Source organism: Demequina sp. NBRC 110052, from assembly GCF_002090075.1.
GTDB lineage: Bacteria > Actinomycetota > Actinomycetes > Actinomycetales > Demequinaceae > Demequina.
Genome location: NZ_BBRI01000002.1, coordinates 783,834 through 807,860, shown reverse-complemented (window position 1 = coordinate 807,860; position 24,027 = coordinate 783,834). Strand labels below are relative to the sequence as shown.

Sequence of the window (24,027 nt, the reverse complement as noted above, 5' to 3'; positions counted from 1 at the left end):
CCGGGGACTGCGTCAGGTCAACGCGTTGAGCAGGTAGCCGGCCGCGACGATGCCGGAGGCGACCACCCCGACGAAGGTGACGAGCACGCGCGCGGGCATCGCCTTGCGGAGCATGATCAGTTCCGGTGCGGACAGGCCGACCACGGCCATCATGAGAGCGATCAGCGTGCCGAGCGGAATGCCCGCGGCATACAGCGGTGCGATCAGCGGCACCGCGGTCGCGGTCGCCGAGTACAGCGGGATCCCCAGCAGCACCGCCGCGGGCACGCCCCACCACTGGTCGCCCAGGCGGGCGATGACGTCGGTGGGGATCCAGCCGTGGATCACCGCGCCGACCGTGATCGCGCCGACGACGAACGGCCAGAGCTTGCGCAGTGTGCCCTTCGCCTCGGCGAGGCCTGCGCGCAGGCGGTCGTCCAGCGTCGGGCGTGGCGCGGGCATGGCGAGTGGCAGGAGGCTCGGCGCGGAGGCCTCACGGCGTCGGGCGAGCGCCCCGACCGTCGCGCCGGTGGCGACGGCGATCGTGAGTCCGAGCGCGAGGTAGGCCGCCGCGACGGCCCAGCCCGCCATGGAGGCGAGCAGGGCCAGCGCGACCTCGTTGACGAGTGGGCTCGCCACGAGGAACGTGAGCCCGACGCCCGTCGGCACGCCCGCGCGCGTCATGCCCACGTACAACGGCACCGAGGAGCACGAGCAGAAGGGCGTGACCGCGCCGAAGCCCGCCGCGATCGCGTGGCCGGCGACCTGGCCCCGTCCCGCGAGCAGGCGCTGGAGCCGTGCGGGCGTGAGCCACGTGCCGAGCACGCCGATCGCGAACACCAGCACGGCGATGAGCGCGAGGATCTTTCCCGTCTCGTAGAGCGCGAAGTGGACCGCGGTGCCGAGTGCGGAGTCGAGACCGAGGCCGACGCCGGTGAGCGTCCGCGCCCAGATCGGGTCAGCGACGGTGATCAGCGCGGCGGCGCCCGCGCCGCCCAGCACGATGCCCAGCCTTAGGCGCGTCGATGAGACGGCGAGCGCGGATGCCGCAGGCGTCGCGGGGCAGCACGTCGTCTCGGCAGGGGTGGCGGGGATCGCGGCCGGACCGGTGCAGCAGGCGGCCTCAGTCGTCATGCGAGCGAACCCTGCGTGAGCGGAAGCGAGGCCTGGAGCCGTTGCGCGGCGCCGTCTGCCACGCGGTAGTGCACCCAGCGCCCGCGCTTGTCCGAGGCGACGAGCCCGGCCTCGCGCAGCGTCTTGAGGTGGTAGCTCATGCGATTCCCGGCGACGGGGAAGACAGCCTGAATGTCGCACACGCACTGCTCGCCCTCGGCGCCCAGGAACCGCAGGATGCTGAAGCGCAGCGGATCCGCCACTGCGGCGAGCACCGCGGCGCTCTCGGCAGCGAGGGGATCCGCGTCTGCTCGCGCTGTCAGTTCAATAGAAGTTGATTCAACCATGCGTGAAGTATGCGTCTCTTCCATTCGAATCGCAACCCCTGCGTCGGGCGGCGCCGGCGTCCACTGCCAGGGAGAATTCACACACTGTTAACGAGATGAACATTTCGGTCGTCACCTCGCGTGCCTAGGTTGGACTGGTCCCGGAAGAACAAACCCAATGGGGGAACCATGCGTCTGCGCGCACTCCTCTCCATCGGCCTGCTGAGCATGGGGAGCGCGATCGCCGTCGCAGCCCCCGCCACCGCGGCCGACGGGGAGATCACAGGACTACTCATCTCGGAGTACATCGAGGGTTCGTCGAACAACAAGGCGATCGAGATCTACAACGGCACCACGGACACGGTCAGCCTTGAGGGCTACACCCTCGCTGCGTACAACAACGGCGGCACCTCCGTGACCAACAGCATCACCTTCACGTCGGGCGACAGCATCGCGCCGGGCGGGACCTATGTCGTCTACAACGCCAGCGCGGACCCAGCGCTGAAGGTCACCCCCGGCACTGACAGCACGGTGACGTACTACAACGGGGACGACGCCGTCGTCCTCAGTTACACACCCACTGGCGGCAGCGCGATCGTGGTGGACTCGATCGGCCAGGTGGGTTTCGACCCGGGCGCGGCGTGGGCCGTGGCCGGCACCACCGGCGCCACCGGCGAGCACACGATGGTGCGCAACGCATCGGTCTGTGCGGGTGATACCGATCCCAGTGACGTGTACGCGCCCAGCACGGATGACTGGACCGTGTATGCGCAGGACACGTTCGACTACATCGGCTCGCACTCGACATCGTGCGCGGCAGGCGCCTACGTGGCTCCCGCGGGCGATGGCGGCGAGCCGACCGGCCCCGAGGAGCTGCTCATCAGTGAGATTCAGGGTTCGGGCGAGGACTCGCCCTACAAGGGTGAGATCGTCACCACCACCGGCGTGGTCGTGGGCGACTACCAGGGCCAGGGCGGCGACTACCAGCTCTCCGGCTACTTCATTCAGTCGCTGGCTGCGGACGAGGACGACGACCCCGCCACGTCGGAGGGTCTCTTCGTATACGACTACTCGCCGGACGTCGAGCTGGGAGACGTCGTCACCATCACCGGAACCATCGACGAGTACAACGGCCTCACGCAGATCAAGTGGATCGACTCCGAGGACGTGATCATCGACGGCACTGCGACCGTCGCGCCGACCCAGGTCACCCTCCCGCAGCCCTCGGAGGACTACTTCGAGCGCTACGAGGGCATGCTCGTCACCTTCGAGCAGACTCTCACCGTCTCGGACGTGTACGACCTGTACAACTACGGCGAGATCACCTTGTCCGCCAACGGCCGCCTCTGGAATCCGACGTCGGTCGCCGACCCGGGCGCACCCGCCGACGAGGTCCGCGCCGCGAACCTGCTCAACATGCTGGTCCTCGACGACGCGTCGGCGAAGTCGAAGGAGGACATCGTCGAGATCCCGTTCGGCATCGGCGGCGACGCCACCACGGCGGACAACCCGCTGCGCGCAGGCGCCACGGTCAGCGGACTCACCGGCGTCATGAGCTATGCCTTCAACGACTGGCGGCTCTACAGCAACGGCTCGCTCGCAGCCGAGGGCGAGGACAACACTGCGAGCTTCGTGGACTCCAACCCTCGTCCCACCGAGGCTCCCGAGGTGGGCGGTGACCTCACCGTCGCCAGCTTCAACATGCTCAACTTCTTCGCCACCCTGGGCTACGACGCTCCGCTGTGCGGGCCCGAGGGAGACGAGAACTGCCGCGGCGCCGACGATGAGGCGCAGTATGCGCTCCAGCTCGCCAAGCACGTCGAGGCGATCACGATGCTCGACGCGGACATCGTCGGCGTCATGGAGATCGAGAACACGGTCGACGTCGAGGCGCTGGACGGGCTCGTCGATGCCGTCAACGACGCCCTTGGCGAGGACCGCTACGCGGTGCTCGACACCGGCGTGATCGGCACCGACGTCATCAAGGTCGGTGCGATCTACGACCAGACCACCGTCGAGCCGACCGGCGACTTCGCAATCCTCGACTCGAGTGTGGACGCCCGCTTCGACGACGATCGCAACCGCCCTGCGCTCGCGCAGACGTTCACCGAGATCGCCACGGGCGAGTCCCTCACGATCGTCGTCAACCACCTCAAGTCCAAGGGCTCGGCATGCGACGAGCCGGGCGAGGACACCCTCGCCGGCAACTGCGACCAGACGCGTACCGCAGCCGCGGAGGCGCTGGTCGACTGGGCGAACGACGACCCGACGGGTACCGGCGAGGACCGCGTCCTGATGCTGGGTGACTACAACGCCTACGAGCAGGAGAACCCGATCGACGTCATCACGGGAGCGGGTTTCACGAGCCTCGTCGCAGGCGGCGACTACTCGTACGTGTACTTCGCCGAGTGGGGCCAGCTCGACTACGCGTTCGCCTCGGACTCGCTCGTGGGGGCGGTGACGGGCGCAGCGCATCTGCATATCAACGCCGACGAGGCGTCGGATCTGCAGTACTACGGCGACTTCCCGGAGCTCGCCGCGGGAACGGCGTACCGGTCGTCCGACCACGATCCGGTGCTCGTGGGCCTGTCGCTCGTGGGTGCTCCGCTCACGGTGACGACGCCCGCCGGCACCTTCTTCCCCGGGCAGTCTCTGCCGATCAAGATCAGCGGCAATGTGCCTCAGAAGCTGCTCGACCTCTTCGCGAGCAAGTTCCAGGTCGGCGTGGCCAGCACGTACCAGAAGCTGGCCGACATCACGCTCGGCTCGGGCGAGGTCACGGTCCAGGTGACTCTGCCCGAGAGCCTGGAGCCTGGCACGCACCACATCCAGGTCCGCGCCGCGGACGGCCAGGTGCTCGCCGAGGCCGAGATCGAGGTGCTGGCCGAGATGCCTCAGACCGGTGCCGACCCGGCGATCATGGTGCTGCTGACCGTGTCGCTGCTGGCAGCCGGAGCGGCGCTCGTCCGCCGTCGCATGGGCGGTTCGTTCGCCTGACGCACGGCGTCATACGCAGACGGAACCCGCGTCCCTCACCTCGGTGAGCGGCGCGGGCTCCGTCGCGCAAGGCACATGCCCGATGCCGTGGCCGGGGGCGAAGACGTGCCTAGTCCTCGCGGTCGACGGACCGGGTGAGGTCCTCCCACGCGTCCACGTCCGCCGCGAGTCGCTGGAGCTTGGCGCGCGTCTGCGTCAATGCGTGTCCACCGGCGATGAAGTGCAGCGGGGGAGCGGCGGACGAGGCGAGCGTGAGCATCGCCTCGGCAAGTGCGGCGGGTGAGCCCGGCTGGTTGCCCGGCAGCGCGTGGATGCGCTCCCAGAAGGGGCGCATCACCGGGCGATAGTCGGCGAGGCCGTCCTCGACCTTCGCGCCGGAGGGGATCCATTCGGATCGCACGGGGCCGGGCTCCACGAGGGTGACGGTGATGTCCAGGTGGGCGACCTCAGCGGCGAGCGCCTCCATGAACCCGGAGACGGCGAACTTTGACGCGCAGTAGTAGCCGAGCCCCGCCGAGCCGCGGACTCCGGCGATCGACGAGATCGTGAAGATATGGCCGTTGCGCTGTGCGCGCAGATGCGGCAGCAGGGCTGTCGTCACCTTGGCGGAGCCCCAGAAGTTCACATCCATGACGCGCTGCGCCTCGGCAGGGTCGGACTCCTCGATGGCGGCGAAGTAGCCGATGCCGGCGTTGTTGACGAGCACGTCGATCTCGCCGACGCGGTGCACCGCCGCGTCCACCGCGGCCGCGATCGAGGCGTCGTCGGTGACGTCGAGCGGTTCCACGTGCACCAGGTCGGGGAAGCGGGCGACGAGGTCGTCGAGCGTCTCGGTGCGGCGCGCAGTCGCGACGACCGTGTGCCCGGCCGCGGCTGCCGCTTCGGCTGTGGCGCGGCCGATGCCCGTCGAGCAGCCCGTGATGAACCAGGTGGCCATGGTGCTCCTTCCCGGCCCGAGCGTCGGCGCCGTGCCCGTCCCACGCTACCCGCGCGTCGGGCGGGTGCGCCCGGGACCTGGGGCCATTGGTGAGTGTCGGTGGTGTGTGGTGGACTGCTGTGCGTGAACTCCCTTGCCAACCTGCGCGACGTGGCGCATCGCACTCCCGGTCTGCGGCCGGGGATCCTGTGGCGGTCGGATGCACCGCACGTCGGCGATGAGGTGCCCACGGGCCATGAGCCATGGCCGCCGTCCGTCGTGATCGACCTGCGCGACGACGCGGAGCGCTCGCATGGTCACCCGCTCGCGTCGCTCACCACGGTGGTCGAGGTGCCGGTCTTCGCGGATGCCGCGCTCGCGTCGCAGGCCGCGGGCGGCACGATCGCCGGGCTCTACGGACGCATGCTCCAGCCCGACGCCGCGGCCAGGTTCGTCGAGGCCGTCACCATCGTGGCGCAGGCCGACGGGTCGGCGCTCGTGCACTGCTCCGCGGGCAAGGACCGCACCGGCGTGACCGTCGCGCTCGCGCTCGCGCTGATCGGTGTGGAGCGCCGGCACATCGTCGAGGACTACGTGCTGACGACCGCGTCGATGCCTGGGGTGCTCGCGCGCATGGCGCGTCAGTTCGGCATCGGCGACGGTGCCGCCAACCTCGCCGACATCCCGCGTGAGGTCCTCGAGGCGCCTGCACACGCGATCGAGCTCGTGCTCGACACGTGGGACGCGCATCCGGGTGGCGTGGAGGCCTGGTTCGTCTCGGCGGGTGGCGATGCGGCCGTCGTGACGTCGCTCAAGCAGCGGCTGCTCGCGCTCTAGCGTGCTGCGGGCAGGGTCACCGTGAACTCGGTGCCGGTGCCCACGATGCTCGAGACGACGACCGACCCCTCATGCGCCTCGACGAGCGAGCGCACGATCGCGAGCCCCAGACCGGCTCCGCCCTTCGCGGAGCGAGCGCTGCCGCCGCGCCAGAAGCGGTCGAAGAGGTGCGGGAGGTCAGTCGCGGGGATCCCTGCACCGGTGTCGACCACCGTCACCGTGTGGTGGTCGGCGCCCGGAGTGACGATGACGGCGATGCGCGCGTCGGCAGCCGTGTGCTGTGCCGCGTTGCCGACGAGGTTGCGCAGTACCTGCGCGAGGCGAGGCTCATCCCCGCTCACGATCGCAGGTTCCCGTGCCTCGATGTCGATGCGACGCTCTGGGGACGCCACGCGCGCGTCCTCGACGACGTCTCGCGCCACCTGCGCAAGGTCGACGGCCTCGCGCTCGAGCGGGCGGCCTGCGTCCGTGCGCGCGAGTTGAAGCATCTCGTCGGTCATGAGCCGCATCCGTGTGAGCTGGGCGTCGACCCGGGTCATCGCGTCGTCGAGCCTCGCACGGTCGTCGAGGCCGCCGCGCAGGTACAGATCGACCCAGCCGCTCGCGGTCGTGAGCGGTGTGCGCAGCTCATGCGAGGCATCGGCGAGGAACGACCGCAGTCTTCGCTCCGCGAGTTCTTGAGCATCGAGCGCCGCATTGACGGTGCGCGCGGTGCGCGCGATCGACGGGTCCGCTGCATCGTCTGAGGCGAGGCGCAGGGTCCGGTCGCCGTCCGCGATGCGCTGCGCGCGGTCGGCCATGTCATCCAGGGGCCGCAGTCCGCGCGCGACCACCACCGTGGCGACGCCGATCAGCAGCGACGTGACCGCCACAGCGCCGAGGAGCAGCCATGTGGCGATCTCGCTCACTGCCGCCTCACGGTCGGCGGTGCGGACAGCGAGAACGGCGCGGTCGACGGTCACCGAGCCGTCGCCGTCGCTGAACACCAGGTTGAGGTCGGCGACATCGATGCCGACGGCGAGGTAGTGCTCGGCGACCTTCACCGGGTCGCTCGACGTGACGCTCGACAGTGCTGGGCTGTCCTCGCTCGCAACTCCAGCCGCCGCGATCGGCATATCGTCGGCCACGAGCACCACCCCGAGCGCATCGCCCGCCACCCCGGTGAGCGACCCCTCGATCAGCACCGCACCCCCGGTGGCCTCGAGGCTGGCGATGGACCTCGCCGCTGCAGTGGTGAGCCTGTCGGTATCGCGCTGTTCGAGCACGCGAGGGATCGCGATGGACCCGATGCCCGCGGCCCCGAGCACGATCACGAGGGTGATGGCCGACAGGGCAAGAGTGAGCCGCGCACGGATGGACCTCATTCAGGAACCATCGCCCGAGCGCAGGGTGTAGCCGAAGCCGCGGACCGTGTGGATCAGCGGCGGTCTGCCGTCGTCGACCTTGCGGCGGATATTCGAGATGAAGCGCTCGACGACGTTGGTGTCGCCGCCGAAGTCGTATACCCAGATGTTCTCCAGGATCTGTCCCTTGGAGAGCACGCGGCCCGCGTTGATCAGCAGGAGTTCGAGCAGACGGTACTCGGTGGGAGAGAGGGCGACCTCGCTGCCTGCGCGTTCCACCCGGTGCGCCGCGAGGTCCATCGTGAGGTCCTCGTATCGGAGCACCTCATGGGCGTCGGACGCAGTCGCGGGCGCCCCCCGACGCAGCAGCGCCTCGATGCGAGCCGCCACCTCGACCGCGCTGAACGGCTTCGTGACGTAGTCGTCGCCGCCGAGCCGAAGCCCTCGTACGCGGTCCTCGACCGAGTCGCGTGCGGACAGGAACAGCACGGGCAGCGCCGAGTCGCGGCCACGGATGAGCTGGACCACCTCGAAGCCGTCCGCGCCCGGCATCGACACGTCGAGCACGACGACGTCGGGGCGGTCCGAGGCGATCGCATCGAGGGCGGCGGCCGCGCCGTCGGCGAGGCCAACCTCGAAACCCGCGAACGTGAGGGTCGAGGCGAGCATGGTGCGGATCTCCTCGTCGTCATCGACGACGAGCACGCGCGCGGTCATGCCGTCATCCTGCCATCGGAGGTCAACGCGGTGAAGGGGCCGCGCGCCGTGAGCGCGCGGGGCATCCGGACCAGCGCCACACGGCGGCGGATGAGTGCCATGCCCACCACCGCCCAGCCGAGAAGGCACACCGCGGCGCCCGCGACGGACGCGCCGGTCGGATCGCCAGCCAACGTTGCGGCAGCGTTCATGAAGGCGGTCGCGGGCATGAGGCCCGAGACGGCAGCCAACGGCGCCGGAGCGGACTCGAGCGGCAGCACGCCGGTGAGCGTGCCCACCTGCACGAGCGTCAGCAGCGCGTACGCCGCGAGTGCGAATCGGCCGAGGGCCGCCCGCAGCCCGGCGGCGAAGAGCGCGAACGTCACTCCCGCGAGGACGGACAGCAGGGTGACTCCCACGATCGCGTCCATCGAGATCCCCATCAGCGCGAGCACGAGCACCGTCGCGACGGCCTGTCCTGCTGCCAGGAGCACGACGGGTCGTGCCAGGGCGCGTGCCACCCGGCGCGACGTGGCGGGCGCTGCGAGCAGTGCGGCCCCATCCGCGCGGCGGCCCGGAGCCCACACGGTGAGCGGTGCGAGCCACAGCACGATGGCGAGGATGGCGGCGGCTGCCCAGCCCGAGCCGCTGCTCTCCGCCGAGGCGCTCAGCGCGACCGGGGAGGCCACCACCGACGCGAGTTCGGCAGCCTGGTCCTCGGTGTACGAGGGCGCCTGGGAAGCGCCCTGCGCGAGCCCGTCGGCCAGAGCGACGCTTCCCTCGGCGAGCGACGACGCACCTTCGGCGATCCCCGCAGTGCCATCGGTGAGCTGCCGTGCGCCATCGGCCGAGGCTGCCAGGCCGTCGGCGATGCTGGCGGTGCCCTGCGCCACCTGGCTCGCGCCGTCGGCGAGACCGTCGAGACCGCTCGCCGCTGCGTCGGCACCGTCAGCGTACTGAACCGTCGAGGCGGCGAGCGCCGAGGCTCCGCTGGCCGTCGCGTCGGCCGCGCCCGCTAGCGTGCCGAGGCCGTCCGCGAGCTCGGAGGCCCCTGCCGCGACACCGGCGATGGAGGCGCAGTACTGGGCGGAAGCGCCCGAGGCGGTGCAGGTCGCTGCGAGGTCCACAAGTGACTGTGCCAGTGTGCCGGCGCCGTCGGCGGAACCGGCGACGCCCGTCGAGACGCCGCGCGATCCGGACGCGAGCGACGTCGCCCCGGTGGCCAGCGCCTCGGCGCCATCGGAGAGCTGCTCGACTCCCGTCGCCGCCTGTGCGGCTCCGTCCGCAAGAGCTGCGGCGCCGCCGTAGACCTGGTCCGCTCCGTCGGCGAGCGTCGCGATGCCATCCGCAAGCGCGTCGGCACCATCGGCCACCTGCGCGGTGCCCTCGGCGAGCTCATCGGCTCCGTCGGCGAGCTGGTCCGCTCCGTCAGCAGCCTGGGTGAGTGCGAGGGAGAGATCCCCAAGCCCCGTGTACGTGGCGGTGAGCACGGTCTCGGCGATCTGCGTGCCGAGCGTGTCCGCCGCGGCCGTGCTCAACGCCGTCGAGATCAGCGCGGTGCTGGCGGAGGCGGCGGGATCGGTCTCGAGCGTGAGCGCGGCCTGCTCCGGGTCCTCCGAGCTGATCGACAGCACGGAGGCCGAGAAGTCCTCGGGGATCGTGAGCACCGCGAGGTACGTGCCATCCTCGAGTCCCTGCTCGGCGGCGGACGCACTGGTGACGGTCCAATCGAGCGTCTCCTCGCCGTCATCCGGGTGTACGAGCGCGTCGCTCAGCGCACGGCCGGCCGCCATCGGAGTCTCGCCGGTGACGATCTGATCGTCGTTGACGATCGCGACCGGGACCGATGCGAGGGACTCGGTGCGGTCAGACACGCTCCACGACAGGACGGCCGCGCCGATGGCGGGCAGTGCGACGGCGGCGAGAGCGACGAGGACAGTGCTGCGGGTGAGGCGCATGCGCATCTCAGGCTCCGATCTCGAGCGGCGTGGCGCCGGCTCGTGCGAGGGTGGCGCGGGACGGGGGGAACGCGACGACGGCGGCGCCATGACCGGTGAGCAGTGCGCACAGCCGCTCATCCGGGGCGCCGGGCAGCACGATGACGCGTGCGCCGGCAGCGAGAGAGGTCACCGCGACGAGCGCGCGCCGGTCCGCTGCGCCGAGCGTCGCCACCGGGGCGTCGTGCGCGATGCCGAGCGCCGAGAGCAGACCGGCGGCGTGGTCCAAGTTCTCGCGACGGCGCTGGCCTCGCACGCCCGCGAGGCCCAGCTCGGCGTCGACCATCGCGATCGCGCAGACCCGTTCATCGGCGGCGTCCGGCAACGCGACGGCGGACCGGGAGCGCACTTCCTCGGATCGCTCGGGCAGGATCATGCCGTCCACGACGAGCTCGCCCGCATACGATCGCGAGCGCCCCGTGAGGACTGCGGCGATGGCGATCTGGGCGTCGGCGTCGGGCACTGGGAGCGTCACGATGTCCCCAGGAGCGGCGTCGATGTCGAGCGGCACGTCTCCTCGCCGCGCCACGAGGCCACGGGCTGCGACCGCACACGATGCCTCGGGGGAGCCGTCGACGGCCGTCTGGCGCACGAGCGCATCGCCCTCGACGTCGACGACCGGCAGGCGTCGATCGAGCCAGTCGGGGATCCACCATGCGCGGTCCTCGAGCAAGGTGAGCACGGCCGGCACGAGAGTCATGCGGATGAGGAATGCGTCCACCGCGACGCCCACGGCGAGTCCGAAGGCGATGGGCTTGATAGTCGCCGAGCCGCCGGGAAGGAAGGCCACGAAGACGCTGACCATGATGATCGCGGCGGCAGTCACGACCGGGGCTGAATGCGCGAAGCCTGCGCGGATCGCGCGGTGCGGGTCGCCGGTGTGGGCGTACTCCTCGCGCATGCGGCTCACCAGGAACATCTCGTAGTCCATCGCGAGCCCGAACAGCACGCCCATCACGAGGATCGGCAGGAAGCTCACGAGCGGGCCGGGGACCGTATCCCCCAGGATGAAGGGAAGCCAACCCCACTGGAAGACTGCCACGATCGCGCCGAAAGCCGCGCCGACGGAAAGCACGTAGCCCGCCGTGGCCTTGACGGGGACGGCGACAGAGCGGAACACGATCAGCAGCAGCACGAGCGACAGGCCCACGACGGTGAGCCCGAACGGCAGCAGCGCCGCCTCAAGCCGCTCGGAGACGTCGATGTTGATCGCAGTGGTGCCGGTCACGCGGATGTCGTCGATGCCGAGATCGGTCTCCACCTGGTCCGCGTGCTCGCGGATCGTGTGAACCAGGTCCTCCGTGGCGGGATCCGACTGCCCCCCTTCGGGGATGACGCGCAGCAGCGCCGTGTCTGCCGCGGCATTCGGGGTCGCCATGTCCACCGCCGCCACCCCGGGAAGCGCCGCCACCGCCTCCTCGAGGTCCTCAACCGCGCGCAGCGGGTTGTCGGAAGCGAGGATGTCGGCGGTGATGAGCAGCGGCGCGTTCCAGCCGGGGCCGAACGTCTCCGCGACCGCGTCGAAGTGCTCGCGCGCGGCGGTCCCCTCGGGCTCGTGGCCGGCGTCGGGCAGTGCGAGCTGCAGCGAGAACGCTGGCACCGCGACGATCCCCAGGACTGCCACCACGGCCGCGATCGTGATGCGCGGCCTGCGGGTGACCGTGTCGATCCAACGTGACGAGACGCGCTCGCCCGTGCTCGGCCCCCGGCGCGTGCGCGGGGTGAGACGGGCGCCCGCGAGCAGCGCCACCGCCGGAAGCAGCGTGAGCGCGGCGAGCACGGCCATCGCAACGGCCATCGCGCCAGCGAGCGCCATCACCGTGAGCAGAGGAATGTTCACCACCACGAGGCCCACGAGCGACACGATGACCGTGAGGCCCGCGAAGACGACGGCCGAGCCGGACGTGGCCAGTGCGCGGGCCATGGCCTCGCGGGGCGTGGCGCCCGTCGCGAGCTCGGCGCGGTGGCGGGAGAGGATGAACAGCGAGTAGTCGATCGCGACCGCGAGCCCGAGCATCGAGGCGAATGCGGGTGACGCGTTCGAGACCGAGGTGACGTGGGTGAGCAGCGTGATCGCCGACAGCGTGGTCCCGACGCCCAGCAGTGCAGTCAGGATTGGCATTCCTGCGGCGAGCAGCGATCCGAACGTGAGGACCATGACCAGCAGTGCCACGACGATGCCGATGATCTCCGACGTGTGGCCCTCGGGCTCGGGCGTCTCGGAGAATGCGGAACCTCCGATCGTGGAGCTCACGCCCGAGGCAGCGACCGTCGCGGCCTCCGTGACCGCGTCAAGCGTCTCCGCGCTCGGCTTCGCGTCCTCGAACTGGACTGTGCCGAGCGCGGCATCGCCAGCCTCGTCGATACCCAGGTCCTCGGCGTCGGGAACCCCCGCGACACCGTCGATCCCGGAGATGGCGGCCAGGCTCTCCTCGATCACCGCCATCGTTTCATCGCTGGTGACGTCCGATCCCGCCTCGACGCGATACAGCACCTGCCCGGTCGCCCCGGCGGCGGCGTCGCCGAAGCGCGCCGCGAGCACGTCCTGGCCCTCCTGCGACTCCGTACCCGAGATGGTGTAGTCGTCGGCGAACGACGAGCCGAGCAGCTGCGAGGCGCCGCCAACGAGCAGCAGGAGCAGCATCCAGGCGGCGATGAAGGTGCCGCGGTGGCGGCCGACGAGGTGGCCGAGCCGGTGCAGTGCGAGCGACATGGGTGGGCATTCCGTTCCGTGGAGGGCGGGTGACGGCGTCCAGTTCACCCCGCCCACCTGAGCGCGCCCCGCTCATGAACCTGACGATTCGCTGACGGTCCAGGACTCGTGCGAACGCGAGGCCTGCGGCGGCATCGCAGGGGGCGGGGTCGTAGGGTGCAACCGTGCACTACCTCGACCACGCCGCCACATCGCCGCTGCGTCCCGCCGCACGCGAGGCGTGGCTCGCGGCTGCGGATGCGGTAGGCAATCCGTCCGCCTTGCACGGCGACGGGCGTCGCCGCCGTGCGCTCGTGGAGGACTCACGCGAGCGAATCGCCGCCGCGCTCGGCGCCGACGCCGCCGAAGTGATCCTGCTGAGCGGCGGCACGGAGGCGGACAACATGGCACTCAAGGGCCTGTGGTGGGGTCGCGGCGGTACCGGACGGATCGTGACGACCTCAGTGGAGCATCACGCAGCACTGGATCCCGCGCGATGGCTTGTCGACCGCGAGGGCGCGGAGGTGGTCGAGAGAGGCGTGGATGCGTGGGGTCGCGTCGACGTCGACGAGTTCGCTGCGTCCCTGCCAGGGGCGACGCTCGCGTCGGCGATGTGGGTCAACAACGAGGTAGGTGCGATCCAGCCGGTGCGCGAGCTCGCCGCTGCTGCAACCGCAGCGGGGGTGCCGATCCACTGCGACGCGGTGCAGGCCGTCGGCTACGAGAACGTGGACTTCGCTGCGTCTGGCGTGACGACGATGGCGGTCAGTGCCCACAAGATCGGCGGACCGGTGGGTGTCGGTGCGCTGCTCGCGCGGCGTGCCGCTCCACTGAGCCCGCTCCTCCACGGCGGCGGTCAGGAACGCAAGGTGCGCTCAGGCACCGTCGATGCGGCCGGTGCGGCAGCGTTCGCAGCCGCTCTCGAGGACGCGGTGGCCGCACGGGCCTCCGAGCGTGAGCGAATCGCAAGGCTCGCCTCGCGCCTCGTCGTCGGCGTTCGCGCGGCCGTGCCCGATGCGGTGGTGCGCGGCTCAGAGGACGGCTATGCCGCCCACATCGTCCACGCCGTGATCCCAGGCGCTTCCTCTGAGGCGATGCTGATGCTGTTCGACGCCGCTGGAGTCGCCGTGTCCTCAGGGTCGGCCTGCACTGCAGGGGTGGTGGAACGCAGCCACGTGTTGCTGGCGATGGGGCACACGCCCGAAGAGTCGCGGTCGGCGGTGCGGTTCAGCCTGGGGTGGTCGTCGACCGATGCCGACGTGGACGCGGCGCTTGCAGCCGTTCCCGACGCCGTCGCGCGTGCCAGGGCGGCTGGCTCGCGCGGCTGACGTACGCGCGCACAGAGCCAGGCCGATGCTTCGCCGACTCGGGTCGTGCGTCGCCCGATGAAGTTCCAAGGGGGTCACGTGCTCTGGCTGAGGCAGGCAAGCGCATCGCGGCTGGCCTCCACCGTGATGTTCACGTGGGGCGGCGTGACGCGGATGTCGGACACGGCTGCGCCGGGGCATTCGCTCACAGGGTTCGCCAGGGTCAGCGTAGTGACGTCCTCCCCGAGTAGCATCGCCGGATCGATTCTGAGGCCTGCAACCTCCAACGTGTCGACGTCAGCCGTGATCGCGCCGTCGACGGCTGTCAGCGACACCCACGCTGTCGCTTCCTGTCCGCCGATCATCATGCCCATACCTACCGCTCCCTCCGCCAGCTCCACGTCCCCGGCGCCTGGAAGGCGCGCGGATAGCAGGGAGGACGCATCGTCGGGAGTCAGCGAAGCGGTGACGCTGACGTGGCCTGTGACAAGAGCGACCAACGCGGAGGGGCTGGAGAGTCTCAGCGAGAACGGCACTGGCGCGGCGGCCAGCCGTGCGTCGATGCTGTGGCGGACCACGAACTCGGCCGCGACGGCGAGAGCGAGAACCCCGATGAGGGCGGCAGACGTGACGATCAGCGGACGGCGCTTCATGGTGGACAGTTCATCAGCCGAGGCTGAGAGGGCGCTGGGAGCGGGCTAACGGTCCGCTGAAGGGTGCGACACAGGGGGCGTCAGGGCTTGTGGCTGTCGGCAGCCTGGAGGCGGATTCCCGCGAGCAGGAGGTCGAGCCCGGCGCGGAACTGCACGCCGTCGTCGTGTGCCGCGAACTCGTCCAGGATGAAGTGGAGGTAGGGGAACGCCTCGCCGTCGAGCGCGCGCCACTGCGCGACCGCGCCCTCGAGGTCCTGGCCCGAGGCGCCGGCATCTGGCGCCGACGCTGAGTGCTGCTGGCTGAGGTCGGCCGCCGTACCGATGACGAACCCGACGATCGCTGAGACTGCGTTGAATGTGTCGCGCGCGCTCAACCCGAGTCGCATGACCTGTCTGCCAAGGCGGTCGTAGAGGCGCAGCGCGTTCGGTTGCTGCTCCCCATCGCGCATGAAGTAGGCGGCGAGCCACGAGCGTTGGACGATCGTGTCGAAGAGGGTGACGGCGATCGTTCTCGCGTCGTCGAGGGGGTCGGGGCCGTGCAGGTCCTCCGTGGCCGCGAGCACGTCGGCGAGGACGTGGTCGCTCGCGCGGTCAAGAAGCTCGTCCTTGTTGGAGACGTACCAGTAGATGCTCCCGACGCCGCCGCCGAGTCGTGCGGCGAGGGCGCGGAAGGTGAGCGCGGATTCGCCTGCTGCGTCGAGCAGTGCGACGGCCTCTGTCACGACGGCCTCCATCGAGTGCGTGGCGCGTGTGCGGGTGCGCTTGTCGGTGGCGGCCATGGCGTCATTCCATCACATCTTGCGGTGAGTCGAACACTGTTCTATTCTCTCGAACGTTGTTCGATAAACGAACGGCGTTCGATACTAGGAGGTGCCCATGAGCTCCACCACCACGATCCAGACCTCAGGTCCCCGCACCTACACATCCCTACGCGCGGCGGCCGTCCCCCTCACTGCGCTGTGCCTCGCGTTCTTCGTCGAGATGACCGACAACACGCTCCTCTCGATCGCGCTCCCCACCATCGGACGTGACCTCGGGGCAAGCACCACCGCACTCCAATGGGTGAACGGCGCCTACTCGCTCACCTTCGGTGGACTGCTGCTCACCGCCGGGTCCATCGCCGACCGCTTCGGCCGACGGCGCGTGCTCGAGATCGGTCTCGCCGCCTTCGGCCTCGTGAGCCTCGGCGCACTCCTTGTCGAAACCGCCACCGGCCTGATCGCACTACGGGCTGCACTCGGAGTGGCAGCCGCCGCCATGGCGCCGATCACGAACTCCCTGGTCTTCCGGCTCTTCGAGACCGAGGAACTGCGGCGTAAGGCCATGGCGCTGATGATCACCGTCGGTATGAGCGGCTTCATCCTCGGCCCCGTGCTGGGCGGCACAGCCCTCGCCCACGCCAGCTGGCACTGGCTGCTGCTCGTCAACGCGCCCATCGCGCTCCTCGCGTGGCTCGGCGTTCGCGCGGGAGTGCCAGCCGACGACGCGACCGGGCTCACGCATGGCCGACTCGACCTCGGAGGCTCTCTGCTCAGCATCGCCGCGATCGGCCTCGCGTGCTACACCTTCACGAGCGGCGTCGAGCGCGGCTGGACGGACATCCTCACCCTGGTCTGCGTCGCGGGCGCAGCACTCTCCGTCGTCGCCTTCGTTCGCCACGAGCGTCGGGCCTCCTCGCCGATGCTCGACCTCACAGTGTTCCGCGACCGCACCGTGCGCGGCGCCACCATCGCCCAGGCAGGCACGTCGATCGCGATGGCCGGCTCCATGTTCGGGCTGATCCTGCTCTTCCAGTACGCCTACGGGTGGAGCCCCATGAAGGCTGGACTCGCGAACCTGCCAGCCATCGTGACCATGCTGCTTGCGTCGCCGCTGTCAGAAGGCCTCGCCCGACGCTTCGGTCATCGGATCGCATGCGCCGTCGGCGCGGGCGCGCTCACGGCGGGGCTCGCCTCGCTCGCGTGGGGAGTGGAGCACGGCTACCCGGCGATCGCGGCGTCTCTCATGGTGTTCGCGATCGGGTTGCGCACTGTCATGACCATCGGGGCTGTCGCGCTCGTCGGGGCCATGCCACAGAACCGGACATCGCTCGGCGCTGCGCTCAACGACACCGCCCAAGAGGTCGGCTCCAGCGTCGGAACTGCCTTGGTGGGAACACTGCTTGCAGTCCTGGTGGGCACCGTCCTGCCCGACGGGGCGTGGAGCGCCGCGCTCGTCGCCACGTTCGTGCACGGTGCGGCGGTTGTCTTCGCCGTGCTCGCAGTGGTGGTCGGCGTGATCGCAGGCTTCGGGGCGCTGACGCTCACCGACTCGCGTGACGTGGAGGAGGTGCACTAGGAGGGCGGCGGAGGCAAGGGCGACGGATCGCGGCGGTGGGGGTCATCGGTGTCGGCTTCACGGCGTCACTCTGGCCACGCGATCGGCGTGGGCATTGCCCGGTCGGTCACTCCGTCGCAGCGTCCGGGTGTGCTTGCAGGACGGCCTCGGCAGTCTCGAGAATCACCTTCTTGGCGGTGGCGGTGTCGGTGATGTCGCGGTGGAACAGGCTAAGCACGGAGATGGAGCTCAGTGCGGCGAGCGCGCGGAACAGCGGTGCGACGTCGTCGATCTCATCCAGGGGCGGCAGATCGAACATGCGCAGAAGCGCGTCGCCGAGCTCGTCGAGCCGTCCGCCGAACTCATCATGCTCACGCACGGTGATGGAGGCCAGCGCGAGCGCGATGAAGCCGGGCCAATCCAGAGCGGCATCGAGCATGACGCGAGCTGCCGTCGACTGACGGTGCGCCGGGCTCGCCTCGTGCTCGACGCGCTCCAACGCCTCGTGCCCGATCTGGACGCAGCGGCGCAGCGTGGCGTCAACGAGGGCGTCCTTGTCTCCGAAGCGGCGGAAGACCCCGGCCTTGGAGTAGCCGCTCGCTGTGGCGACCATGCTGACGCTCATGGCTTGCACCCCGTGCTGTGCGAGCAGCCCTGCGGTGAGGTCGAGCATCTGGGCGTCGATCTGTGCGCTCGTCGGCCGCACGGTACGGCCGCTCATCGACGGTCCCCCTGGCTGCGCGGCGTGTGGACTCCCGCCAGGACCGACGACCCGGCGAGGATGACCCACACCAGGATCGGGTAGACGGCGAGGCGCTCGAACAGTCCGAACAGTCGCTCAGGTGCGATCAGGAAGGCGGTGAGGAGGGACGTGATGCCGAGCGCGCCGAGGCCGATGCCCGTACGTCCGAGCCATCGCAGCGCAGGGATGCGCGACAGCGAGGCGCCCAGCGTGGTGATGCCGGCGAGTCCGCTGATGATTGCGACGGCTGCAGCAGGAATGTGCCAGGAGCTGGCGTCCTCGGGGTTCAGTCCCACGGCAAGTTCTGCCAGGCCTGCGAGCACGAGCAACGCCATGCCTACCCGACTTGCCACGGTGCGCGCGAGCGTACGCCACAGGAGGACGCCGCCCAATGCGATGCTGGCTCCGGCCACTACCCACGAGGTGTTCGCCGCGGCATGCCATGGCGAACACACGCTGCGCCCTTCGAAGACGCCGCAGTCGACCGCCCCGAGGTCGCTGATCGTGTGCGCAACGATGCTGTACGGCTCACGCCAGGCCGCCTGAACTACCAGCAGCATCACGAAGTACTGCACGACGAACGCCCACAATGCTGCGCCGGCAACTTCGCGTGGGGCACTGCGAAGCCGCGCGGACAATCCGTTGCGGTGGTCGTGGACGGTCTTGGCTGTGACGGAGGATTCGGTGAGGCTCATATCGGCACTGTAACCGATTCGGTCACTATGCGTCCAATTCGGTCGCGACCTGCGGTGTGCCGGTCAACGTTCACAGACGATGCGGTCGAAGTCTGCGCCCCGGCGGACGGCCGCTTCATGGCGAGCAGGTGCCGAATCCCGTCGACAGTGGTCGCGCCCGCGGAGATGAACAGGGTGGTCGCCGCCTGCGTGGCACCGCCTGCAAGGAGCATCCTGAGGGCGTGTTCGTCGAGTAGGCAGCGGGGCAGCGCGTCCCACCTTCTCTCGGCCAGGTTCGCGAGCGCGCGGACAGAATCGGTCGTGCGGACTCTCGCCTACACTTGTGGAGTCCTGTCCCCGGCCCGTGAAGGAGGGTCATGCGCGTGCTCGCCGCCCTCTCCGGGGGGGTCGACTCGGCCGTCGCCGCGGCCCGTGCCGTCGAGGCGGGCCACGATGTCACGGGCGTTCACATGGCGCTCAGCCGCAACCGCGACCTGCACCGCAACGGCTCGCGTGGCTGCTGCTCCATCGAGGACGCGAACGATGCGCGCCGCGCGGCCGACAACTTGGGCATCCCGTACTACGTGTGGGACCTGAGCGACGAGTTCCACGACACTGTGGTGGCGGACTTCCTCTCGGAGTACGAGGCGGGTCGCACGCCCAACCCGTGCGTGCGCTGCAACGAGCACATCAAGTTCGAGACTCTGCTCGAGCGTGCTTCGGCGCTCGGCTTCGATGCAGTCGTCACGGGCCACTACGCCAGGATCGACGTTCGGGACGATGGCGTGCGGGAGCTGCACCGTGCCGCCGACGCTGCGAAGGATCAGTCGTACGTGCTCGCCGTGATGGGCCCCGACAAGCTTGCGCGCTCGATGTTCCCGCTCGGCATCACCACCTCGAAGTCTCAGGTGCGCGCCGAGGCCGCCGCGCGTGGGTTGGGCGTCTCGAACAAGCCCGACAGCTATGACATCTGCTTCGTCGCCGACGGCGACACCAAGGGCTTCCTCGAACGCGAGCTCGGGGAGCGGCCGGGCGACATCGTCGACGACTCCGGAGCCGTGGTGGGCGCGCACACGGGCGCGTATGCGTACACGGTGGGTCAGCGCAAGGGTCTGGGTCTCGGTCGTCCTGCACCGGACGGACGGCCCCGCTACGTCACCGAGGTCGACACGGTGCGCAACGTGGTGACGGTGGGACCGGAGACCCTGCTGTCCGTGTCCACGCTGGTGGGGGAGAAGGCCGTGTGGCTGGCACCGGACGTCTCCGCTGACGAGCCCGTGCGCTGCGAGGCACAGGTGCGCGCGCATGGCGAGCCCGCCCCGGGCGCGGTGCGCCGTGATGGGGACCGTCTGATCGTCGAGCTCGATGCGCCGATCAGGGGCATCGCCGCGGGCCAGTCGCTCGTGGTCTACGCGGGCTCGCGAGTGCTGGGCCAGGCGACGCTGACGAGGTGACCCGCGCGTCGGGCATGTGCCCCGCGAAGTGGCAGGCTGGTGTCATCCCCGGCCACCGCTGATCGAAGGAGCTCCGCCATGACCTACGTCGCCGACCCCGCCCGCTACGACGGCTCGATGCTCTACCGACGCACCGGCCGCTCCGGCCTGGATCTTCCCGTACTCAGCCTGGGGCTGTGGCAGAACTTTGGCGACGACCGCCCGTTCGAGACGCAGCGCCAGATTCTGACGCGCGCGTTCGATGTGGGGGTCACCCACTTCGACCTCGCCAACAACTACGGGCCGCCGTACGGCGCTGCCGAGATCAACGTCGGGCGCGCGCTCGCCACCGATCTCAAGCCGTACCGCGACGAGATCGTCGTCTCGTCCAAGGCCGGCTGGGACATGTGGCCCGGCCCGTACGGCCAGGGTGGCGGCAGCCGCAAGTACATGCTCGCGAGCCTGGACCAGTCGCTGACGCGCATGGGGCTCGACTACGTCGACATCTTCTACCACCACCGCTACGACCCCACGACGCCGCTCGAGGAGACCGCCGCCGCGCTGGACCATGCGGTGCGCTCCGGCCGTGCGCAGTACGTGGGCATCTCGTCGTACGACGCCGCGCACTCGAGCGAGATGGCGGCCCTGCTACGCGACCTCGGCACTCCGCTGCTGATCCACCAGCCCAGCTACAACATGCTCAACCGCTGGATCGAGACCGAAGGTCTGCTGGATGCGGCCGCGGACGAGGGCTTCGGGGTGATCGGGTTCACCGCGCTCGCGCAGGGGCTGCTCACGTCGAAGTACTTGAACGGCGTGCCCGAGGGTTCGCGCGCTGCGGGCGGCGGGTCTTTCGATCGCTCGTGGCTCACGGAGGAGTTGCTCGGCAATCTGCGCGCGCTGAACGAGACCGCGGCGGCTCGCGGGCAGTCTCTCGCGCAGATGGCGCTCGCGTGGGCGCTGCGCGATGAGCGCGTGACGTCGCTCGTGATCGGCGCGTCGTCGGTGTCGCAGCTCGAGGACTCCGTGGGTGCGGTGGCGAACCTCGCCTTCTCCGACGAGGAGCTCGCGGCGATCGACTCGCTGACCGGCGACGCGGGCGTGGATCTGTGGAAGGGCGCGCGCGAGGGCACGCTCTGACGCGAGTATCGCGGGCCTGGCGCGAGTCTGCGGCGCTGACGTACCTCTGACGCGCGGTCGCGCCCGCGAAGCGCCGTTGGTGTACCCCTAGGGCGGGCGCGACGGTGGTGTACCCGGCCCGGGAGGGGGCTTGGAGGCGATGTGTCCGATTCGCTGCGCTCGCATCGACTGCGCTCGCGTGAGAGCGCTCTCGCAAGCACGTGAACGCGCTCTCACGCTGCGAACCGGTTGCGCGACACATGTTGGTAACGAATGGGTATCGGAACGGTATGCAAGCGCTTGCAAGGTTTGACCGGAACCTTGGTCGGGCCTAGTTTGAAGGCGATTCGTGAGAGCGCTTTCACGAAAGAGGAGAGCGCTCTCAAGAGTCGGACCGACACCTACTTCACAAGGGAGTGAACGTGAGCCTCTCACGACGCAGTACGCACCTCGGGATCGCCGCAGGAGCGGCCGTCCTGACCCTCACCCTCGCCGCCTGCTCGGGCGGTGACACCACGGACGACCCGACCACGTCGGACACGGGTTCCAGCGACGAGCCGGTCACCCTGACTCTCGCCACGTTCAACCAGTTCGGCTACTCGGGCGAGTCCGAGGGCGGCGACTACATGTACGACCTCATCGCGGAGTACGAGGAGGCGCACCCCAACGTGGACATCGTCTACAACGTTGCGGACACCTCCAACACCGCTCGCGAGAACTTCTTCACCAAGCTCGGCCCCGGCGGTCTCGCCGACATCGAGGCCATCGAGGTGGACTGGCTCGCCGAGGCGCTGCAGTACTCGGACCTCCTCGCGGACCTCTCGAACCCTGAGCTCGACGGCCGCTGGCTCGACTGGAAGACCGCTGCGGCGACCGACGCTGACGGCCGCCTCATCGGCTACGGCACCGACATCGGCCCCGAGGCGATCTGCTACAACGTGGACGCCATCGAGGCCGCCGGCATGGACGCCTCGCGTGAGGCCATGACCGCCGCCATCGACGGTGACTGGGACAACTTCTTCGCGCTCGGCCAGCAGTACACCGACGCGACCGGCAAGGGCTTCTACGAGGAGAACGCTGCCGTGCTCCAGGCCATGATCGGCCAGGTCGCCGTGCCTTACGAGGACCAGTCGACCGGCGAGATCATCGCCCTCGACAACCCCGAGGTCAAGGCCATCTACGACCAGCTCACCGCCGCTTCGGCTGCGGGTCTCTCTGCGGGCCTCTCGCAGTGGGGCGACGACTGGGCCGCCGGTATGGCCAACGGTGACTTCGCCGTGATGCCCTGCCCGTCCTGGATGCTCGGTGTCATCAACGGCAACGCGCCTGACGGCAACTGGGACATCGCCAACGCCTTCCCGGGTGGCGGCGGCAACTGGGGCGGTTCGTACCTGACCGTTCCGGCCTCCGGCGCCAACGTCGAGGCTGCCACCGAGCTCGCCGCGTGGCTGACCGCCCCCGAGCAGCAGGCCAAGGCCTTCGCGAACGTCGGTGCCTTCCCGAGCCAGATCGACGCCGCTGCGTCGACCGAGGTCCAGGAGGCCACCAACGCGTTCTTCAACGACGCTCCGATCGGTGAGATCTTCGCCGAGCGTGCCGCCGCTGTCGAGGTCGCCCCGTACAAGGGTGCCCTGTACTTCCAGGTGAACGACGCCATGGTCAACGCGCTCCGCCGCGTGGACGAGGGTGTCATGTCCGCCGACGAGTCGTGGGCGCAGTTCGAGGCTGACGTCCAGGCGATCAGCTAGTCACACACCGCTGGCGGTGCGGGCCGTCTCCTTCGTGGAGGCGGCCCGCACCGGCCGACGGCCCGGCCGCTGGCCGCACTGAACGTCCCCCATCCTCGACCACCTCCTCCTCACCTAGGAGACCCTTCGCATGACCATCACGCAGCCCCCTGGCGTCGACACCCCCGCGTCCGAGCCTCGCAAGCCCGCGCCGCCGACGTTCAGGCAGCGACTCGGACGCCTCGACGTCAAGCTGTCGCCCTACCTCTACATCGCGCCGTTCTGGATCGTGTTCGCCCTCGTGGGCCTGTTCCCGATCATCTACACGGCCGTCATCGCTTTCCAGGACTGGGACCTCGTGCGCAACACGGGTGAGTTCACCGGCTGGGACAACTTCGCCTTCGTGCTTCAGGACCGTGAGTTCTGGTTCTCGCTGCGCAACACCTTCTCCATCTTCCTGCTCTCGTCTGTGCCGCAGGTGATCGTCGCCACGGTCATCGCCGCGATGCTCGATAAGAACATCCGCTCCAAGACCTTCTGGCGCATGGGAGTGCTGCTCCCGTACGTGGTGGCGCCCGTCGCCGTCGCGCTGATCTTCTCCAACATGTTCGGCGACCGCTACGGCCTCGTGAACTCCGTGCTCGGAGACTTCGGCATCGACCCCATCGCGTGGCACGTCGACATCATCCCCAGCCACATCGCGATCGCCACGATGGTGAACTTCCGCTGGACCGGCTACAACGCGCTGATCCTCCTCGCCGCGATGCAGGCGATCCCGCGCGACCTGTACGAGGCCGCCGCGATCGACGGCGCGGGCACGTGGCGTCGCTTCTTCTCTGTGACGCTGCCGCAGATCCGCCCCACGATGATCTTCGTCATCATCACCTCGACCATCGGTGGCCTGCAGATCTTCGACGAGCCGCGCATGTACGACACGAACGGCCAGGGCGGCTCCAACCATCAATGGGAGACCATCACGCTCTACCTGTACAAGACGGGTTGGGGCGAGTTCAACTTCGGCAGGGCCGCGGCAGTCGCCTGGCTCCTGTTCATCATCATCGTCGCCATCGGCCTGCTCAACTTCGCCGTGACGCAGAGACTCATCGCCACGGACACCATGGCCAAGAAGTCGAAGAACCTGAAGAAGGTGACCAAGTGAC

General features: G+C 69.6%; 19 protein-coding genes. 8 read left to right on the top strand and 11 right to left on the bottom strand.

What is annotated here, in order from left to right:
* Positions 1–12 precede the first annotated feature (12 nt).
* Together B7K21_RS03935 and B7K21_RS03930 are read right to left on the bottom strand one after the other, a co-directional pair.
* Positions 13–1,113 carry a permease gene (locus B7K21_RS03935; RefSeq protein ID WP_084073910.1) on the bottom strand — a complete coding sequence of 367 codons (1,101 nt, stop codon included), beginning with the start codon at positions 1,111–1,113 and terminating at the stop codon, positions 13–15.
* On the bottom strand, positions 1,110–1,439 hold the full coding sequence (locus tag B7K21_RS03930; protein WP_084073909.1) for a helix-turn-helix transcriptional regulator: 330 nt from the start codon (positions 1,437–1,439) through the stop codon (positions 1,110–1,112). The genes B7K21_RS03935 and B7K21_RS03930 overlap by 4 nt, the downstream gene beginning before the upstream one ends.
* Positions 1,440–1,607: 168 nt before the next feature.
* On the opposite strand from B7K21_RS03930, the gene B7K21_RS03925 reads away from it, so the two are divergent.
* Positions 1,608–4,415: an ExeM/NucH family extracellular endonuclease gene (locus B7K21_RS03925; RefSeq protein WP_084073908.1), complete on the top strand. Its 2,808-nt coding sequence runs from the start codon at positions 1,608–1,610 to the stop codon at positions 4,413–4,415.
* Positions 4,416–4,524: 109 nt separating this feature from the next.
* Here B7K21_RS03925 and B7K21_RS03920 read toward each other — a convergent pair whose 3' ends face one another.
* Positions 4,525–5,352 (bottom strand): oxidoreductase, encoded by an 828-nt coding sequence (locus tag B7K21_RS03920; RefSeq protein WP_084073907.1) that lies wholly within the window; start codon positions 5,350–5,352, stop codon positions 4,525–4,527.
* A gap of 123 nt (positions 5,353–5,475) precedes the next feature.
* Here B7K21_RS03920 and B7K21_RS03915 point away from each other — a divergent pair, with 123 nt between their 5' ends.
* The gene (locus B7K21_RS03915) at positions 5,476–6,168 is read left to right on the top strand and encodes a tyrosine-protein phosphatase (protein ID WP_159448404.1); all 693 of its coding nucleotides are present in this window, start codon (positions 5,476–5,478) and stop codon (positions 6,166–6,168) included.
* On the opposite strand, the gene B7K21_RS03910 is transcribed toward B7K21_RS03915, so the two are convergent.
* The 4 genes from B7K21_RS03910 to B7K21_RS03895 are packed head-to-tail and all read right to left on the bottom strand — an operon-like array spanning position 6,165 to position 12,917.
* The gene (locus B7K21_RS03910) at positions 6,165–7,532 is read right to left on the bottom strand and encodes a cell wall metabolism sensor histidine kinase WalK (protein WP_084073905.1); all 1,368 of its coding nucleotides are present in this window, start codon (positions 7,530–7,532) and stop codon (positions 6,165–6,167) included. The two genes, B7K21_RS03915 and B7K21_RS03910, sit on opposite strands and share 4 nt — an antisense overlap.
* The gene (locus B7K21_RS03905; protein ID WP_084073904.1) at positions 7,533–8,228 is read right to left on the bottom strand and encodes a response regulator transcription factor; all 696 of its coding nucleotides are present in this window, start codon (positions 8,226–8,228) and stop codon (positions 7,533–7,535) included.
* A complete protein-coding gene (locus B7K21_RS03900; protein WP_159448403.1) occupies positions 8,225–10,165 on the bottom strand; it encodes a YhgE/Pip family protein in 1,941 nt (646 codons plus the stop codon). The genes B7K21_RS03905 and B7K21_RS03900 overlap by 4 nt, the downstream gene beginning before the upstream one ends.
* 7 nt (positions 10,166–10,172) lie before the next feature.
* The gene (locus tag B7K21_RS03895) at positions 10,173–12,917 is read right to left on the bottom strand and encodes an MMPL family transporter (protein WP_084073902.1); all 2,745 of its coding nucleotides are present in this window, start codon (positions 12,915–12,917) and stop codon (positions 10,173–10,175) included.
* 164 nt (positions 12,918–13,081) lie between these two features.
* Here B7K21_RS03895 and B7K21_RS03890 point away from each other — a divergent pair, with 164 nt between their 5' ends.
* Positions 13,082–14,224 carry a cysteine desulfurase family protein gene (locus tag B7K21_RS03890; protein WP_084073901.1) on the top strand — a complete coding sequence of 381 codons (1,143 nt, stop codon included), beginning with the start codon at positions 13,082–13,084 and terminating at the stop codon, positions 14,222–14,224.
* 74 nt (positions 14,225–14,298) lie between these two features.
* On the opposite strand, the gene B7K21_RS03885 is transcribed toward B7K21_RS03890, so the two are convergent.
* Both B7K21_RS03885 and B7K21_RS03880 read right to left on the bottom strand, forming a co-directional pair.
* The gene (locus B7K21_RS03885; RefSeq protein WP_084073900.1) at positions 14,299–14,856 is read right to left on the bottom strand and encodes a hypothetical protein; all 558 of its coding nucleotides are present in this window, start codon (positions 14,854–14,856) and stop codon (positions 14,299–14,301) included.
* An 80-nt stretch (positions 14,857–14,936) separates the two neighbouring features.
* Positions 14,937–15,635 (bottom strand): TetR/AcrR family transcriptional regulator, encoded by a 699-nt coding sequence (locus tag B7K21_RS03880; protein ID WP_084073899.1) that lies wholly within the window; start codon positions 15,633–15,635, stop codon positions 14,937–14,939.
* A 97-nt stretch (positions 15,636–15,732) separates the two neighbouring features.
* Here B7K21_RS03880 and B7K21_RS03875 point away from each other — a divergent pair, with 97 nt between their 5' ends.
* The gene (locus B7K21_RS03875) at positions 15,733–17,193 is read left to right on the top strand and encodes an MFS transporter (protein WP_084073898.1); all 1,461 of its coding nucleotides are present in this window, start codon (positions 15,733–15,735) and stop codon (positions 17,191–17,193) included.
* Positions 17,194–17,299: 106 nt separating this feature from the next.
* On the opposite strand, the gene B7K21_RS03870 is transcribed toward B7K21_RS03875, so the two are convergent.
* Positions 17,300–17,893, bottom strand: a complete 594-nt coding sequence (locus tag B7K21_RS03870) for a TetR/AcrR family transcriptional regulator (RefSeq protein ID WP_084073897.1) — start codon at positions 17,891–17,893, stop codon at positions 17,300–17,302.
* Positions 17,890–18,609 (bottom strand): DUF998 domain-containing protein, encoded by a 720-nt coding sequence (locus B7K21_RS03865; RefSeq protein WP_084073896.1) that lies wholly within the window; start codon positions 18,607–18,609, stop codon positions 17,890–17,892. Before B7K21_RS03865 ends, B7K21_RS03870 begins: the two co-directional genes overlap by 4 nt.
* 356 nt (positions 18,610–18,965) lie before the next feature.
* On the opposite strand from B7K21_RS03865, the gene mnmA reads away from it, so the two are divergent.
* From mnmA to B7K21_RS03845, 4 genes are all read left to right on the top strand, one after another.
* Positions 18,966–20,042, top strand: coding sequence for a tRNA 2-thiouridine(34) synthase MnmA (gene mnmA / locus B7K21_RS03860; protein WP_084073895.1), 1,077 nt, complete (start codon positions 18,966–18,968; stop codon positions 20,040–20,042).
* 78 nt (positions 20,043–20,120) lie between these two features.
* Positions 20,121–21,161, top strand: a complete 1,041-nt coding sequence (mgrA, locus tag B7K21_RS03855; RefSeq protein ID WP_084073894.1) for an L-glyceraldehyde 3-phosphate reductase — start codon at positions 20,121–20,123, stop codon at positions 21,159–21,161.
* Positions 21,162–21,562: 401 nt separating this feature from the next.
* Positions 21,563–22,888, top strand: a complete 1,326-nt coding sequence (locus tag B7K21_RS03850; RefSeq protein WP_144016049.1) for an ABC transporter substrate-binding protein — start codon at positions 21,563–21,565, stop codon at positions 22,886–22,888.
* A gap of 130 nt (positions 22,889–23,018) precedes the next feature.
* A complete protein-coding gene (locus tag B7K21_RS03845) occupies positions 23,019–24,026 on the top strand; it encodes a carbohydrate ABC transporter permease (protein WP_084073892.1) in 1,008 nt (335 codons plus the stop codon).
* The last annotated feature ends 1 nt before the right edge of the window (position 24,027 follow it).